Origin of the sequence: Pseudomonas sp. HB05, assembly GCF_016756915.1 — a bacterium.
GTDB classification, from domain to species: Bacteria; Pseudomonadota; Gammaproteobacteria; order Pseudomonadales; family Pseudomonadaceae; genus Aquipseudomonas; species Aquipseudomonas alvandae.
On sequence record NZ_JAESPG010000008.1, the window covers coordinates 214719 to 230922 of the forward strand.

General features: G+C 57.8%; 15 protein-coding genes. 3 read left to right on the plus strand and 12 right to left on the minus strand.

What is annotated here, in order from left to right; genetic code table 11:
• Positions 1-11: 11 nt before the first annotated feature.
• Entirely contained in the window at positions 12-578 is a 567-nt protein-coding gene (locus JMN22_RS10310; RefSeq protein WP_198796657.1) for a cysteine hydrolase family protein, read from the plus strand.
• A 64-nt stretch (positions 579-642) separates the two neighbouring features.
• Here JMN22_RS10310 and JMN22_RS10315 read toward each other — a convergent pair whose 3' ends face one another.
• Positions 643-3030 (minus strand): glycoside hydrolase family 31 protein, encoded by a 2388-nt coding sequence (locus tag JMN22_RS10315; protein ID WP_198796656.1) that lies wholly within the window; start codon positions 3028-3030, stop codon positions 643-645.
• Complete coding sequence (locus JMN22_RS10320) at positions 3027-4343, minus strand: MFS transporter (protein ID WP_198796655.1); 1317 nt, start codon at positions 4341-4343, stop codon at positions 3027-3029. Before JMN22_RS10320 ends, JMN22_RS10315 begins: the two co-directional genes overlap by 4 nt.
• A gap of 211 nt (positions 4344-4554) precedes the next feature.
• Here JMN22_RS10320 and JMN22_RS10325 point away from each other — a divergent pair, with 211 nt between their 5' ends.
• On the plus strand, positions 4555-5622 hold the full coding sequence (locus tag JMN22_RS10325) for a LacI family DNA-binding transcriptional regulator (protein WP_030140487.1): 1068 nt from the start codon (positions 4555-4557) through the stop codon (positions 5620-5622).
• Between the two features lie 119 nt (positions 5623-5741).
• Here the strand turns inward: JMN22_RS10325 and JMN22_RS10330 are convergent, their stop codons facing one another.
• Both JMN22_RS10330 and JMN22_RS10335 read right to left on the minus strand, forming a co-directional pair.
• Positions 5742-6257 carry a single-stranded DNA-binding protein gene (locus tag JMN22_RS10330; RefSeq protein ID WP_024778338.1) on the minus strand — a complete coding sequence of 172 codons (516 nt, stop codon included), beginning with the start codon at positions 6255-6257 and terminating at the stop codon, positions 5742-5744.
• A 9-nt stretch (positions 6258-6266) separates the two neighbouring features.
• Positions 6267-7664 (minus strand): MFS transporter, encoded by a 1398-nt coding sequence (locus JMN22_RS10335; protein ID WP_030140488.1) that lies wholly within the window; start codon positions 7662-7664, stop codon positions 6267-6269.
• 169 nt (positions 7665-7833) lie between these two features.
• Between JMN22_RS10335 and uvrA the strand changes: the two genes are divergently transcribed.
• Positions 7834-10668 (plus strand): excinuclease ABC subunit UvrA, encoded by a 2835-nt coding sequence (uvrA, locus tag JMN22_RS10340; RefSeq protein ID WP_198796654.1) that lies wholly within the window; start codon positions 7834-7836, stop codon positions 10666-10668.
• Between the two features lie 96 nt (positions 10669-10764).
• On the opposite strand, the gene bfr is transcribed toward uvrA, so the two are convergent.
• The 8 genes from bfr to rpmJ all read right to left on the minus strand — a co-directional run bounded on the left by bfr (position 10765) and on the right by rpmJ (position 16192).
• Positions 10765-11229 carry a bacterioferritin gene (bfr, locus tag JMN22_RS10345; RefSeq protein WP_003186005.1) on the minus strand — a complete coding sequence of 155 codons (465 nt, stop codon included), beginning with the start codon at positions 11227-11229 and terminating at the stop codon, positions 10765-10767.
• A 158-nt stretch (positions 11230-11387) separates the two neighbouring features.
• Positions 11388-12836, minus strand: coding sequence for a catalase (locus tag JMN22_RS10350; RefSeq protein ID WP_030140490.1), 1449 nt, complete (start codon positions 12834-12836; stop codon positions 11388-11390).
• Between the two features lie 240 nt (positions 12837-13076).
• A complete protein-coding gene (rplQ, locus tag JMN22_RS10355) occupies positions 13077-13463 on the minus strand; it encodes a 50S ribosomal protein L17 (protein WP_003176402.1) in 387 nt (128 codons plus the stop codon).
• A 42-nt stretch (positions 13464-13505) separates the two neighbouring features.
• The gene (locus JMN22_RS10360) at positions 13506-14507 is read right to left on the minus strand and encodes a DNA-directed RNA polymerase subunit alpha (RefSeq protein ID WP_003186012.1); all 1002 of its coding nucleotides are present in this window, start codon (positions 14505-14507) and stop codon (positions 13506-13508) included.
• A gap of 22 nt (positions 14508-14529) precedes the next feature.
• Positions 14530-15150, minus strand: a complete 621-nt coding sequence (rpsD, locus tag JMN22_RS10365) for a 30S ribosomal protein S4 (protein WP_003176404.1) — start codon at positions 15148-15150, stop codon at positions 14530-14532.
• A gap of 18 nt (positions 15151-15168) precedes the next feature.
• A complete protein-coding gene (gene rpsK / locus JMN22_RS10370; protein WP_002555466.1) occupies positions 15169-15558 on the minus strand; it encodes a 30S ribosomal protein S11 in 390 nt (129 codons plus the stop codon).
• Positions 15559-15588: 30 nt separating this feature from the next.
• Positions 15589-15945 carry a 30S ribosomal protein S13 gene (gene rpsM / locus JMN22_RS10375; protein ID WP_003186020.1) on the minus strand — a complete coding sequence of 119 codons (357 nt, stop codon included), beginning with the start codon at positions 15943-15945 and terminating at the stop codon, positions 15589-15591.
• A 130-nt stretch (positions 15946-16075) separates the two neighbouring features.
• Entirely contained in the window at positions 16076-16192 is a 117-nt protein-coding gene (rpmJ, locus tag JMN22_RS10380) for a 50S ribosomal protein L36 (protein ID WP_002555468.1), read from the minus strand.
• Positions 16193-16204: the final 12 nt, after the last annotated feature.

Sequence of the window (16204 nt, forward strand, 5' to 3'; positions counted from 1 at the left end):
AGGAAGTCCCCATGTCCAAGCAAGCGCTCATCGTAGTCGATATCCAGAACGACTACTTCCCCCAAGGAAAATGGCCATTGGTCGGCGTCGAGGCTGCAGCCGAAAACGCCGCCAAAATGATCGAAGCGTTTCGCCAGGCCACAAACCCGGTGGTGCACATTCGCCACGAATTCACTTCCGACGAAGCGCCCTTTTTCACGCCAGGCTCCGAAGGCGCGCAATTGCATACCAAGGTGCTCAACCGTGCCGATGAGCCGGTGGTGCTCAAGCATTTCGTCAATTCGTTTCGCGAGACCGAACTGCAGGCGATCCTCGATCAGCAAGGCGTTGAGCAGGTGGTGGTGGTCGGTAGCATGAGCCATATGTGTATCGATGGCATCGTGCGGGCGGCAGCAGACCTGGGCTACGGCGTCACGGTGATTCACGATGCGTGCGCGACTCGCGATCTTGAATTCAACGGCGTGGTCGTCCCGGCCGCACAAGTCCATGCCGCGTTCATGTCGGCGCTGGGGTTTGCCTATGCGAAGGTAGTGAGTGCAGAGGAGTTTCTGAGCGACAGCCAAGCGCAGGCGCAGTGATAAACAGCGAGCAAAATTGGGCTACTTGCCCTCCCAGATCGGGAGGGCAAGACTTACCAGGGCATCAATGAAGTGGCCTATGCTCCGGAATGTCGACCAGCGTCAACGTGCAGCCACCATGGCCATTGACTCTCAAGGCTCTCCCATCCGCAACCTTCAAGGCCACCCCAAGCTGTTCCCACGCCGGACGAAAATCCCCTGTTTTAGCGATCGTCAAATCAATGAAGTCCGGACCATATTCAACGGTCCATCGGATCACCAGGCAGCCTCCATCTTTCCACTCATGACTGATGCCGTCATCTTCAAATAACACGCCGCTGGAGGTGCCTGAAGGTGCGGGAAAAATCACCAGCTCGCGACGCCGATCAAGGGCGGGATCGTTAAGCTTGTGGCATTCACCGGTCGGTATCGCAGCGCCCCCTCGTACCAACAAGGGCAAACGTTCCAACGGCGCATCCAGGGAAACGTATTGGCCGCCTTCGTACCAGTCACCGGTGTGCCAGTCGCACCAGCCTGTCGTATTCAGGGGTAGCCATACCTCGCGCTCGCGTGCGCCTTGCTCTACGACGCTGGCGACGAGGACGTCCCGGCCAAGAAGGAACTCGTCGTTTTCCTTGAACGTTTGAGGGTCATGCTCGTGGTCGAGAAACGTTGGTCGCAGAATGGGCTCGTCTTCGTGACTGGCTTGCCACAGCAAGGTGTAGAAATAAGGCATCAACCGGTATCTGAGCCTGATCGCGTCGCGGACCGCATCGGTGACCGAAGGATGCATCCATGGCTCATTGACCGTGCCATCGTCGTTCCAGGAGTGAATGGTGAAGCGTGGATGCATCACACCGTTCTGGACCCAACGGACAAACAGCTCGGGATCCGGCTTGTTGCCGGAGAACCCACCTACATCGTGGCCCACGTTGTACAACCCCGACAGGCTCATGCCAAGGCCCATGCGAGTGTTGTAGCGAAGTGTTTTCCAGTGGGTCCGGTTGTCACCGCTCCAGGTCTGGACATAGCGCTGCATGCCGGCACACCCTGAACGTGAAATAAGGTAGGGCCGTTCTGATGGTGAAAACCGCTGTTGTGCCTCTAAAGACGCTCTCATCATCAGCAATGCCATGACGGGCCGGATATGTTTGATCGCTATCTCGCGCCCGAAGCCATGACAGCGCGCCTCACCGTCCCACACTTCGAATTCATTGTTATCGTTCCACGTGCATTCAATGCCCAGTTCCAGTAGCTGTGATGTGACATTTGACTGCCACCAACCGACAGCGTCCGGGTTGGTGAAGTCCAGATGAGAGCCTTCGTCGTCCCAGAAGACCGACCGCTCTGGCATGTCGTGTTCAGAGTCACCGATGAACATCTTTTGGTGGGCGACCTCGGCGTAGCGCGGGTGGTCCTGAAGCAGGCATGGCTTTATGTTGGCGATCAGCCTGACGCCGGCATCACGGTAGGCCTGGGCAAGCGCCTTGGGGTCCGGGACCTTTTCACGGTTCCAGTTGAACACATAGCGTTTTTCGCCAATGGAGGTGTACCCGGATGACAGCTGAAAAGAGTCACAGGGAATATCGTGCTGACGGCACAGATCAAGAAACTCCAGCAACTGTTCCTGGGCATTATCGGCATCGGTATAACGCATGGTTGAGCCGCTGTAGCCCAGGCTCCATTTAGGCAGGAACAAGGTGCGTCCGGTCAGGCGAACGAAAGCCTTCGTCACATCCAGTACGCGGGGGCCTGCAAGTACCCAGTAGTCGAGGTCACCGGCATCCGCCTTGTACCGACGATAGGGTCGGTGATAGTTATCCAGCTCGTTCCCCAGATCAAACAGGCTGGTGTTCAGGTTGTCATAAAACATCCCGAAGCTGGCGTGCTCCTGGTGCGTGATGACAAAGGGAATATGCTTGTACAGCGGGTCGGTGCTCGCAGCGTCATAACCCATTGCATCCAGGTTACGCATTTCAAAACGTTTGCCGGCGCGATTCAAATCGCCGGTTTTTTCGCCGAGCCCGTAATAGCGATGTTCCGGCGCGCGAAGCTGGTAATGCTCCAGGCCTTCACCATGAGCATCAAGCAAATAAGCACCGGTGGGCCGATCCGAGACCAACGGCCTCCAGTCCTGGCCATCATGGTATTCCCACTGTAGCCACAGCGGTTGATGCACCGTGATGCGTAGTTTTTTGGTCGTGAGTACCAACCGATCCTGACCTTCTTCGACCCGGTACGTGGGCAAAGAGAAATCCGCCAACGACTCGCGGGCCCGGCCCTCCCAGGCAACGTCCTCCCGGGGCGCGATGCTCCAGGTCCGATCCAGTGCCAACGTGCCAGCCCGCATGAGCAGGACACGCGCCAAACCGTCTTCGAGGATATGGATTCTGAAGAGATGCCGTCCCTCGACCAGGAGCTCGACGTAGCCTTTTTCCTGGGCCTGTAGCGTCCAGACTTTAAGTGACTTCATTGTGCACGCACCGCTTTTGATTTGGACGTTCTGTCCGCGATAAACAAAATCATGAAAAACGCACCTATAAAATCAAAGAGCCCCATCGCAATGAACAATGGGTTGAACCCTATCTTGTCCACGCTGACACCGATGATCAGCGAGAAAAGAAAGCTGGCAATCCAGGCGCATGAACCTCGCATTCCGTTCACCGTTGCCAGCTCATCCCGATCAAACGTTTCGACGACCAGTGCGCTCAACATGCAGGAAATAATCTGGTGGCCAAAACCGCCAAGCGAAATAAGCGCTATCGCAACATAGGGGTCTTTCACCTGGGTCATCACGGCGAGCGAAAACATCAGGAACGCGCCGGTGATTGAACTGGCGACGATCGAGTTCACCCGGGTGCATTTGAAAAAACGATGGTAAGCGCGTGACAGATAACCGCTGGCGATACTGCCCAGATCCGCCGCCAGAAACGGAACCCAGGCAAACAGTACGATTTGCTTGAGGTCCATTCCTCTTTCGTTGGCCAGATACAGCGGCACCCAGAAACTCATGACGGCCCATGCCGGCTCTGCCATGAAGGCAGGAAGCGCGATACCGTAGAATCGCTTGTCCCGGCCGATCTTCTTCAACGCCTTGAAAAATGGCATTTGCTGGCCGATTTTTTCGCCGTCTTGTTGGATATGCAGCAACTCATCAGGCGATAAGCGCGGATGGATATCAGGGGCGTGGTAGAGCCACGCCCAGACGGCGGCCCAAATCAGGCCGATCCCCCCGGAAATCAGGAATGCGCCCTGCCAGCCCAGGGATACATGGGCGAGGTAGATGATGGGAGGCGCGAGCATCGCCCCCAGGGAAAAGCCAACCCCCGCCCAGCCCGCAGCGACAGGTCGTTCCTTTTTTGGAAACCAGTCCCCTATCGCCTTGGCATTGGCCGGTGTGGCCGCGGCCTCCGAAGCGCCCATGAAAAAACGCAGGATCGCCAGATGGACCCAACTTGCAGCCCCGGCATGAAGCAGGCACATCACTGACCATACGACGGCGCATACCACGAAGCCGAGCTTGAGCCCGATCGCATCGATCAGCCAGCCGCAGATGGGCTGGAAAACGGTATAGGCAAGTTGAAACGAGGCGACCACCCACGAGTACTGTTCAGTCGACATGCTGAACGTGGTCTTTAGTTCCGGCGCCAGGATGCCCAGGGAATTGCGGGTTATATAGTTGACGGTGACGCCGAGCAAAAACAGGGACAGCATCCACCAACGCAGATGCGGGATGAATTTTAGCTTGGCCGAAAGTCGAGCATTGCGTTCGATATCGATAGTCATCAATTCTTCGCCTGTCGCCGGATTTTCCGGCGTGTTGTTTTTATTTGAGGCTTGAACGCTATGGCACTGCTCATGGCTCGTACAGAAGCAAGCATGTATGGATTTACATTCCTCTCCAGCGCAGCTCGGCAGAAACCCAAGGACGCTAGGATTGGTGGCCCTTTTCTGCTATGAAAGCCTTTACATAAATTGTCTCAATGGATAAGCCGCGATGGGGAAATTACGCATTGCTGAAATCGCGGCACAGACGGGCCTGTCCATCGCGACGGTGTCGCGAGTGCTTGCTGGCAAATCGAATACCCGTCCGGCCACGAGAGAAAAAGTATTGGCGGCGGCTCGTCAGCAGGGCGTGCTGGAAGACCTCGCCAATGGTCGCTTCCTGCTCAACGGGCTGACCATTTTCGCGCCCTCGCGGGCCTTCAACGTACGCGCTGATATCTTCTATTACAAAGTCATCCAGGGCATCACGCAGGCGGTCGCGCAACATGACGTTCGCGTCCGCTACTGCGAGCTTGAAGAGGTCGACAGCGACGCCTTGTTGTTTCTGGAAAAGATGAACCAGAAGGACACCGGTGCGGCGATCCTGATTGGTATCGATGATCCGCACATACACCAACTGGCGGCCGACCTCAGCAAGCCGACGGTGCTGATCAACTGCATCGATCGCAGCATGCGCCTGCCCTCGATATCGCCCGACCACTTTCTAATCGGCCACTATTCGATCAATTATCTGTTTCAAATGGGGCACCGAAATGTCCTGACGCTCCAGTGCCTCAGGCGGTACACGATGGATCTGCGAATACGTGGAATTCGTGATGCATGGAAGGAGCAAAATCTCGAATTTGTCGAAGCAAAACACCTGATGGTTGCCGAGGGTTTCGGCAGTGCTGAATCTGAGGCGCGGATAGCGACCTTCTTGGAAAACTGCGCACCTGACGACCGACCGACTGCCATTCTGGCCGGGGGTGACTTCATGGCGGCCGGGGCCGTTAAAGCGCTGCAGAATGCTGGCTTGAGGGTTCCCCAGGATGTTTCAGTGATGAGCATGGACGGGTTCAACCTGGCCGACATCAACGACATCCCGCTCACCACCCTTCACGTGCCCCGCGATGAATTGGGCGCAGAAGCGATCAGGGTCTTGAGGCAGCAGCTGTTCGAACCGCGATCGCCTTGTGGCAATCTTCTTCTCGGTGGCCAACTCATCACCGGCAGCTCAGTGCGACGCATCAAGCACAGCGCCAAGCAGACGCCGGTCTATCAGAAGATTATTTATGACTGATTGATTCGCGGTTTTGCACAGAGCGAAAAAAACCCTCCTGGCTTTGCAGCGAAGAGGGTTTTTTATCGAACTTGAAGTGTCAGTGAGCGAGGAGCCTCATCGACTGATACCACTGAGTCCTAGAAAGGAATATCGTCGTCAAAGCTGTCGAAATCCGGAGCCGGTTGCGGCGCGGCCTGTTGTGGGGCCGGGCGCTCGCGTTGTGGCTGTGGCGCCGACTGCGGGCGAGGCGCTTGCTGGCGCGGAGCCGACTGCTGGTAGTTGTTGCCACCCTGCTGCTGGTCGCCTTGCGGACGGCCACCGAGCAATTGCATGGTGCCTTGCATGTCGACCACGATTTCGGTGGTGTAGCGCTTGATACCGTCCTTTTCCCACTCGCGGGTCTGCAGCTTGCCTTCGATGTAGACCTGCGAACCCTTGCGCAGGTATTCGCCGGCAATCTCAGCCACTTTGCCGAACATCGACACGCGGTGCCACTCGGTCTTCTCGACCTTCTGGCCGGTTTGCTTGTCGGTCCATTGTTCGCTGGTCGCCAGGCTCAGGTTGGTCACGGCGTTGCCGTTAGGCAGGTAGCGAACTTCTGGATCCTGGCCGCAAGTACCGACCAATATGACTTTGTTAACCCCACGGGCCATAACGTTCTCCTAGGCTTCGCACGCTGCCGGGGCCGGGTTGTTCACCAGGCGCTCGAGCGTCGCACGATCCAATAATTCGGTGTCCAGTTTGATATACACGGCCGCCTCGTCGGCGACCACCACTGCATCGGTTACTCCCACGACGGCCCTGAGGCGCTCGGCCAGGCCTGCTTCGCGGATGGCTTCGGGCGACAACGGCAAGCGCAGGCTCGTCACATACGGAGGTTCGCGCATGGTAACAGCAAAGGCCAACCAAAGTGCAGCCAGCGCGGCACATCCCAGGAACACAACCGACAAACCGCCATGCTGGAACAACCAGCCGCCGAGGATGCCGCCCAGTGCCGAACCCAGGAACTGGCTGGTGGAATAAACCCCCATCGCCGTGCCCTTGCCGCCCGCCGGAGAAACCTTGCTGATCAACGACGGCAGTGACGCCTCGAGCAGGTTGAACGCAGTGAAGAACACTACCGTGCCGATCACCAAGGCCCGCAGGCTGTCGCCGAACTGCCAGAAGAATAGCTCAGTGAGCATGAGCGTCACGACGGCGCCGAGTAAAACTCGTTTCATTTTGCGTCGCTTTTCGCCATAGATGATGAACGGAATCATCGCGAAGAACGAAATAACCAGTGCCGTCAGGTACACCCACCAATGCTGCTCCTTGGGCAGGCCGGCCTTTTCCACCAGCGCCAGCGGCAGGGCCACGAAGCTGGACATCAGCATGGCGTGGAGTACGAAGATGCCCAGGTCCAGGCGCAGCAGGTCGGGATGCTTGAGTGTCGGCACCAGCGCCTGGCGGGCCACGCCGGATTCGCGATGCTGCAACGGCCCGGTGGAACGCGGCACGATGAACGCAACGATCAGCACACCCACCAGCGCCATGGCCCCGGTCGCGAGGAACAGGCCCGACAAACCGAAAGCCCGCGTCAACAACGGTCCTACAACCATGGCGACAGCGAACGACAGACCAATCGTCATGCCGATCATCGCCATGGCTTTTGTCCGATGCTGTTCGCGGGTCAGGTCTGACAGCAATGCCATGACAGCGGCGGAAATAGCACCGGCGCCTTGCAGGATCCGTCCTGCGATCACGCCCCAGATCGAGTCCGCGTTCGCCGCGAGCACGCTGCCGAGGGCGAACACGATAAGCCCCAGGTAAATGACGGGACGTCGACCGATACGGTCGGAAATGATCCCGAAAGGGATCTGGAAAATCGCCTGGGTCAGGCCGTAGGCGCCGATCGCCAGCCCGATGAGGGCCGGGGTCGCGCCCGCCAGGTCCATGCCATAGGTCGCCAGTACCGGCAACACCATGAACATGCCCAGCATGCGAAAGGCGAACACCAGGGCCAGGCCGCTTGCCGCGCGGGTCTCGCCGCTACTCATGCGTTCGCTGTGGGGATCGTGCATGGAAAAACCTCGTGTGAACCGGCGGGGATTCTACCAGTCCCATCGATTGAGGGGGTATATGGCGACCGTTTGCCGCGCAGTCTTCATGTATGGCACTTGATAGTGTGTATCCATCCAGTATTTACCCGTATACTCCTACGTTTTCGACGCCCGCCGAGCGAGGCCACTTTTGGACAAGATCCTGATTCGTGGGGCCCGTACCCACAACCTGAAGAACATCGACCTGACCCTGCCACGGGACAAGCTGATCGTCATCACCGGCCTGTCCGGATCCGGCAAATCATCGCTGGCTTTCGACACCTTGTACGCCGAAGGCCAGCGACGCTATGTCGAATCGCTGTCGGCCTACGCCCGGCAGTTCCTGTCGATGATGGAAAAACCCGACGTCGACACCATCGAAGGCCTGTCGCCGGCGATCTCCATCGAACAGAAGTCGACCTCCCACAACCCCCGTTCGACGGTCGGCACGATCACCGAGATCTACGACTACCTTCGCCTGCTCTATGCGCGCGTCGGTGTTCCCCGCTGCCCCGATCATGACATTCCGCTGGAAGCCCAGACCGTCAGCCAGATGGTCGACCTCGTGCTGGCCCAGCCCGAAGGCAGCAAGCTGATGCTCCTGGCGCCGGTCATCCGCGAGCGCAAGGGCGAGCACCTGATGGTCTTCGAAGAGCTGCGCGCCCAGGGGTTCGTTCGTGCGCGGGTCAACGGCAAATTGTGCGAGCTCGACGAGCTGCCGAAGCTGGATAAACAGAAGAAGCATTCCATTGATGTGGTGGTGGACCGCTTCAAGGTCCGCGCCGATCTCCAGCAACGCCTGGCCGAGTCCTTCGAGACCGCGTTGAAGCTGGCCGACGGCATCGCCCTGGTGGCGCCGATGGACGACGAGCCTGGCGAGGAGATGATCTTTTCCGCGCGCTTCGCCTGCCCGATCTGCGGCCATGCGATCAGCGAACTGGAACCCAAGCTGTTCTCCTTCAACAACCCGGCTGGCGCCTGCCCGACCTGCGACGGCCTGGGGGTCAAGCAGTTCTTCGACACCAAGCGCCTGGTCAATGGCGAACTGACCCTGGCCGAAGGCGCGATTCGTGGCTGGGACAGGCGCAACGTCTACTACTTCCAGATGCTTGGGTCGCTGGCAGCCCACTACAAGTTCAGCCTGGACAAGCCGTTCAGCGAGCTGCCCGCCGACCAGCAGAAATTCATCCTGCACGGCAGCGGCTCGCAGAATGTCGACTTCAAATACCTGAACGACCGTGGCGATATCGTCAAGCGCTCGCATCCGTTCGAAGGCGTCGTGCCGAACCTGGAGCGGCGCTATCGCGAAACCGAATCGGCCAGCGTGCGCGAAGAACTGGCCAAGTTCCTCAGCACCCAGCCCTGCCCCGATTGCCGCGGCACCCGCTTGCGCCGAGAAGCGCGGCATGTGTGGGTCGGCGAGAAGACGCTGCCGGCGGTGACCAACCTGCCGATTGGCGATGCCACCGATTATTTCGGCGGCTTGAAACTCACCGGTCGTCGTGGCGAAATCGCCGACAAAATCCTCAAGGAAATCCGCGAGCGCCTGCAATTCCTGGTGAACGTCGGGCTGGATTACCTGACCCTCGATCGCAGCGCAGACACCTTGTCCGGCGGCGAAGCCCAGCGTATCCGCCTTGCCAGCCAGATCGGCGCCGGCCTGGTGGGTGTCATGTACATCCTCGACGAACCGTCCATTGGCCTGCACCAGCGGGATAACGACCGCCTGCTCGGGACCCTGAAGCATCTGCGGGATATCGGCAACACAGTCATCGTCGTAGAGCATGACGAAGACGCGATTCGCCTGGCGGATTACGTGGTGGACATCGGCCCGGGCGCGGGCGTCCACGGTGGGCACATTGTCGCCCAGGGCACTGCCGCCGAGGTCATGGCGCATCCCGACTCGCTGACCGGCAAATACCTGTCGGGCCGGGTGAAGATCAAGGTTCCGGCCAAGCGCACGCCACGCAACAAGAAACTGTCGCTGACCCTCAAGGGTGCCCGCGGCAACAACCTGCGCAACGTCGACCTGGAGATCCCGATTGGCCTGCTCACGTGTGTCACCGGCGTGTCAGGTTCCGGCAAGTCGACGCTGATCAACAACACGCTGTTCCCGCTCAGTGCCACCGCCCTGAACGGCGCCACGACCCTGGAAGCCGCCGCTCACGACAGCATCAAGGGCCTGGAGCATCTGGACAAGGTCGTCGACATCGACCAAAGCCCGATCGGTCGTACGCCGCGCTCCAACCCGGCGACCTACACCGGGCTGTTCACCCCGATCCGCGAACTGTTCGCCGGCGTACCGGAGTCCCGCTCACGGGGTTACGGCCCGGGGCGTTTCTCGTTCAACGTCAAGGGTGGGCGCTGCGAGGCCTGCCAGGGCGATGGCCTGATCAAGGTGGAAATGCACTTCCTGCCTGACATCTACGTGCCATGCGACGTGTGCAAGAGCAAGCGTTACAACCGCGAGACCCTGGAGATCAAGTACAAGGGCAAGAACATCCACGAAACCCTGGAGATGACCATTGAAGAGGCCCGAGTGTTCTTCGACGCGGTACCGGCTTTGGCGCGCAAACTCCAGACGTTGATGGATGTAGGGCTGTCGTACATCAAGCTCGGGCAGTCGGCAACGACCTTGTCCGGCGGCGAGGCGCAGCGGGTCAAGCTGTCGCGCGAGCTGTCCAAGCGCGATACCGGCAAGACGCTGTATATCCTCGATGAGCCGACCACCGGTTTGCACTTCGCCGATATCCAGCAGTTGCTCGATGTACTGCATCGTCTTCGCGATCACGGCAACACCGTGGTGGTCATTGAACACAACCTGGACGTGATCAAGACCGCTGACTGGCTGGTGGACCTGGGCCCGGAAGGCGGTTCCAAGGGCGGCCAGATCATTGCCGTAGGGACGCCGGAGCAGGTGGCGGAGATGAAGCAGTCCCACACCGGGTATTACCTCAAGCCACTGCTGGAGCGTGATCGGGACTGATTCTCCCTGGCACAAAAAAGCCCCTGTCATCTCATCGATGGCAGGGGCTTTTTGTTCGTTTCCTGTAGGAGCGAGCTTGCTTCTACAATGACCACATCAGAACTGCGACTGCAGGTAGTTTTCCAATCCGATCAGCTTGATCAGGCCCAACTGCTTCTCCAGCCAGTAGGTATGATCTTCTTCGGTATCGTTGAGCTGGATACGCAGGATCTCGCGGGTCACGTAGTCGTTGTGCTGCTCGCATAACTCAATGCCTTTGCACAGCGCGGCGCGAACCTTGTATTCCAGGCGAAGGTCGGCGGCGAGCATGTCGGGCACGGTGGTCCCGACGTCCAGGTCGTCCGGGCGCATCCGCGGCGTGCCTTCGAGCATAAGGATCCGGCGCATCAACGCATCAGCGTGCTGTGCCTCTTCTTCCATCTCATGGTTGATACGTTCGTAGAGCTCGGTAAAACCCCAATCCTCGTACATCCGCGAATGGATGAAATATTGATCACGGGCTGCCAGCTCGCCGGTCAGCAACGTGTTGAGGTAATCGATTACGTCTGGGTGACCTTGCATCGCCCTACATCTCCACAAGCTTTGAAAGGCTCTAGTTTGAACCAAGCAGACTGCAAGGTCACTCGTCTAGCGCAACAAAAGTGAAGAAAATCCAAGAAAAGCAGGTTAAATAACGCAAAAACCGCCCTAATGAGGGCGGTTCTGCTTCTCGTTTAGACTTAGTTAAGCTGTACGCCCAGCGCCTTTGCGATACCTTCTCCGTAAGCAGCGTCTGCCTTGAAGAAATGCTGCAGTTGGCGATCAACCACATCCGCCGAAACGCCACCCATCGCGCCAGCAACGTTGCTGATCAGCAGCGCTTTCTGCTCGTCGCTCATCAAGCGGAACAGCGCGCCAGCGTGGCTGTAGTAGTCAGTGTCTTCGCGGTGATCATAACGATCCGCCGCACCGCTGAGGGCCAATGCCGGCTCCGCATAATGCGGTGCCTGCTTCGGCGCTTCGACATAGCTGTTAGGCTCGTAGTTGGGAGCCGCGCCACCATTGCTGCCGAACGCCATCGCGCCGTCACGCTGGTAGGTATTGACCGGGCTGCGCGGCGCATTCACCGGCAATTGCTGGTGATTGGTACCCACGCGGTAGCGGTGTGCATCGGCGTAGGCAAATACGCGGCCCTGCAGCATGCGATCAGGCGAAAGACCCACACCCGGCACCATGTTGCTCGGCCCGAATGCCGCTTGCTCGACCTCGGCAAAGTAGTTCAGCGGATTGCGATTGAGTTCGAGCTCACCGACTTCGATCAGCGGGAATTCCTTCTGTGACCAGGTCTTGGTCACATCGAACGGGTTCTCGTAATGACCCGCAGCCTGAGCCTCGGTCATGATCTGGATGCAAACGCTCCATTTCGGGAAATCACCGCGCTCGATCGCGTTGAACAAGTCGCGCTGGGCATAATCCGGGTCGGTACCCGCCAGGCGAGCGGCCTCGGCCGGTGCCAGGTTCTTGATCCCCTGCTTGGTCTTGTAGTGCCATTTCACCCAGTGACGCTCACCTTGGGCATTGATCAGGCTATAGGTATGACTGCCGAAGCCGTGCATGTGACGGTAGCCGTCAGGAATGCCGCGGTCAGAGAACAGGATGGTGATCTGGTGCAGCGCCTCTGGAGAGTGCGACCAAAAATCCCACATCATCTGCGCGCTTTTGAGATTGCTTTGCGGCAAGCGTTTTTGCGTGTGGATGAAGTCCGGAAATTTCAGCGGATCGCGGATGAAGAATACAGGCGTGTTGTTGCCAACGATGTCCCAGTTGCCTTCTTCTGTGTAGAACTTCAAGGCGAAACCGCGTGGATCGCGCTCGGTGTCAGCGGAGCCGCGCTCACCGCCAACGGTGGAGAAGCGAAGGAAAGTTGGCGTCTGCTTGCCCACCGAATCGAACAGCTTCGCGCTGGTGTATTGGGTGATATCACGGGTTACGGTGAAGGTGCCGTATGCACCTGACCCTTTCGCGTGCACGCGGCGTTCGGGAATGTTTTCGCGGTTGAAATGAGCAAGCTTCTCGATCAGGTGGAAATCATCGAGCAGCAGCGGGCCACGTGGGCCGGCGGAGCGAGAGTTCTGGTTATCGGCGACAGGAGCGCCGCTGGCGGTCGTAAGCGTTTTTATCTGGCTCATGCTCAATTCTTCCTAGGTCGGTCTTCGGACTGCCGGCTAATCGGCTGGAGAGGAGTATTGATCAACAATGTAACGGCCACAAATTTATTAAATTGTGCGCATCAATAGAGAATCTCTACCAACAACCCCAACAGCAATAGTGGCGCCTTGGCCCTATGGAAGCTTGTACGAATAAGCTGTTTTTCTTACGCACACAAAAAACCGGGCACTAGGCCCGGTTCTTTGTTGCAGACTGTCGTCTTACTCGGCGCTTACAGCTTCGCCGGCAGTAGCACGATCAACCAACTCGACGTACGCCATAGGCGCGTTGTCGCCAGCGCGGAAACCGCACTTGAGGATGCGCAGGTAGCCACCCTCACGGGTAGCGTAACGCTTGCCCAGGTCGTTGAAGAGCTTACCAACGATAGCTTTCGAACGAGTACGGTCGAAAGCCAGGCGGCGGTTAGCCAGGCTGTCTGTCTTGGCCAGAGTGATCAGCGGCTCGGCAACGCGGCGCAGTTCTTTGGCTTTCGGCAGTGTAGTTTTGATCAGCTCGTGCTCGAACAGCGACACCGCCATGTTTTGAAACATGGCCTTGCGGTGCGAGCTGGTGCGGCTCAGGTGACGACCACTTTTACGATGACGCATGGTTCATTCCTTACCAAACACAACGTTCGGTGATTACGACGATCAGGCAGTCGCCTTGTCGTCCTTCTTAAGACTTGCAGGCGGCCAGTTGTCGAGGCGCATGCCGAGGGACAGACCGCGGGAGGCCAGAACGTCCTTGATTTCAGTCAAGGATTTCTTGCCAAGGTTCGGAGTCTTCAACAGCTCTACTTCGGTACGCTGAATCAGGTCGCCGATGTAGTAGATGTTTTCCGCCTTAAGGCAGTTAGCCGAACGTACAGTCAGTTCCAGATCGTCAACCGGGCGAAGCAGGATCGGATCGATCTCGTCTTCCTGCTCGACAACCACTGGCTCACTGTCACCCTTGAGGTCGACGAACGCAGCCAACTGCTGTTGCAGGATGGTTGCAGCACGGCGGATAGCCTCTTCAGGATCCAGGGTACCGTTGGTTTCCAGATCAATAACCAGCTTGTCCAGGTTGGTACGCTGTTCGACACGGGCGTTTTCCACCACGTATGCGATACGGCGAACCGGGCTGAACGAAGAGTCAAGCTGCAAGCGACCGATGCTGCGGCTTTCGTCTTCATCGCTCTGACGCGAGTCTGCCGGTTCATAACCACGACCACGAGCTACGGTGAGCTTCATGTTCAGGGCGCCGTTAGACGCCAGGTTAGCGATTACGTGATCGGGGTTAACGATCTCGACATCATGATCCAGCTGAATATCGGCAGCGGTAACCACCCCCGAACCCTTCTTCGACAAGGTCAGCGTAACTTCGTCACGACCGTGCAGCTTGATAGCCAGACCTTTAAGGTTCAACAGGATTTCAATTACGTCTTCCTGTACACCTTCGATGGCGCTGTACTCGTGGAGCACACCGTCAATCTCGGCCTCGACTACTGCACAGCCGGGCATTGAGGACAACAGGATGCGGCGCAGCGCGTTGCCCAGGGTGTGGCCGAAACCACGCTCGAGAGGCTCGAGTGTGATCTTGGCGCGGGTTGGACTGACAACCTGCACATCAATATGGCGGGGTGTCAGGAACTCATTTACCGAAATCTGCATGGATGCACCTATTTTCTAGCCCTTACTTGGAGTAGAGCTCGACAATCAGGCTTTCGTTGATGTCGGCGGACAGATCACTGCGAGCAGGAACGTTCTTGAAAACGCCCGACTTCTTCTCAGTGTCTACTTCTACCCATTCTACGCGGCCACGTTGGGCACACAGATCGAGAGCTTGGACAATGCGAAGTTGGTTCTTTGCTTTCTCGCGAACAGCAACCACGTCACCAGCGCGAACCTGGTAGGACGGAACGTTTACGGTCTGGCCGTTAACGCTGATCGACTTGTGCGATACCAGCTGACGGGATTCGGCACGAGTAGAACCGAAACCCATACGGTATACAACGTTGTCCAGGCGGCATTCGAGCAGTTGCAACAGGTTTTCGCCGGTTGCGCCTTTCTTGCCAGCAGCTTCTTTGTAGTAGCCGCTGAATTGACGCTCGAGAACGCCATAGATACGACGGACCTTCTGCTTTTCACGCAGTTGGGTGCCGTAGTCGGACTGGCGACCGCGGCGTTGGCCGTGGATACCAGGTGCTGCTTCAATGTTGCACTTCGATTCGATCGCGCGCACGCCGCTCTTCAGGAAGAGATCGGTGCCTTCGCGACGAGCGAGTTTGCATTTTGGACCAATGTAACGAGCCATTCTTTACAATCTCCTGGATTACACGCGGCGCTTCTTCGGCGGACGGCACCCGTTGTGCGGGATTGGCGTCACGTCGGTGATGCTGGCGATCTTGTAGCCACAGCCGTTCAAAGCGCGGACTGCGGATTCACGACCTGGACCTGGACCTTTGACGTTGACGTCGAGGTTTTTCAGGCCGTATTCCAGCGCAGCTTGACCAGCACGCTCAGCAGCTACTTGAGCAGCGAACGGGGTGGACTTGCGGGAACCGCGGAAACCCGAACCACCGGAGGTAGCCCAGGAAAGAGCGTTACCTTGACGGTCGGTAATGGTCACGATGGTGTTGTTAAAAGAAGCATGGATGTGGGCGATGCCATCAACCACTGTCTTTTTAACTTTTTTACGAGGACGAGCAGCAGGTTTTGCCATGATTAAATTCCTGTCGATTCGCTGGGGCGATTACTTGCGGATCGGCTTACGCGGACCTTTACGGGTACGCGCGTTGGTCTTGGTACGCTGACCGCGTACTGGCAGACCACGACGATGACGCAGACCGCGATAGCAACCGAGGTCCATCAAGCGCTTGATTTTCATGTTGATTTCGCGACGCAGGTCACCTTCAGTGGTGAACTTCGCCACTTCGCCACGCAGCTGTTCAATTTGCTCGTCGCTCAGATCCTTGATCTTTGCCGCTGGGTTAACCCCAGTCACTGCACAAATTTTCTGTGCAGTAGTGCGACCAACACCATAGATGTAGGTCAGCGAGATAACAGTATGCTTGTTATCTGGAATGTTGACGCCTGCAATACGGGCCATTCAGTGGGACTCCAATTGACAGCTACCTACGCCCCGGAAGCCAAGAAATAGGGCGCGAGATAATATCGCTGTAATAACAAATAATCAACCCGGCAGCGCACTAGCTGCCGGGCTTAAAGCACAATCACACTCAGCCTTGGCGCTGTTTGTGACGCGGTTCCGCGCTGCAAATTACCCGAACAACACCTTCGCGGCGAATAATCTTGCAGTTACGGCACAGCTTTTTCACCGATGCACGAACTTTCATCACCAACTCCTC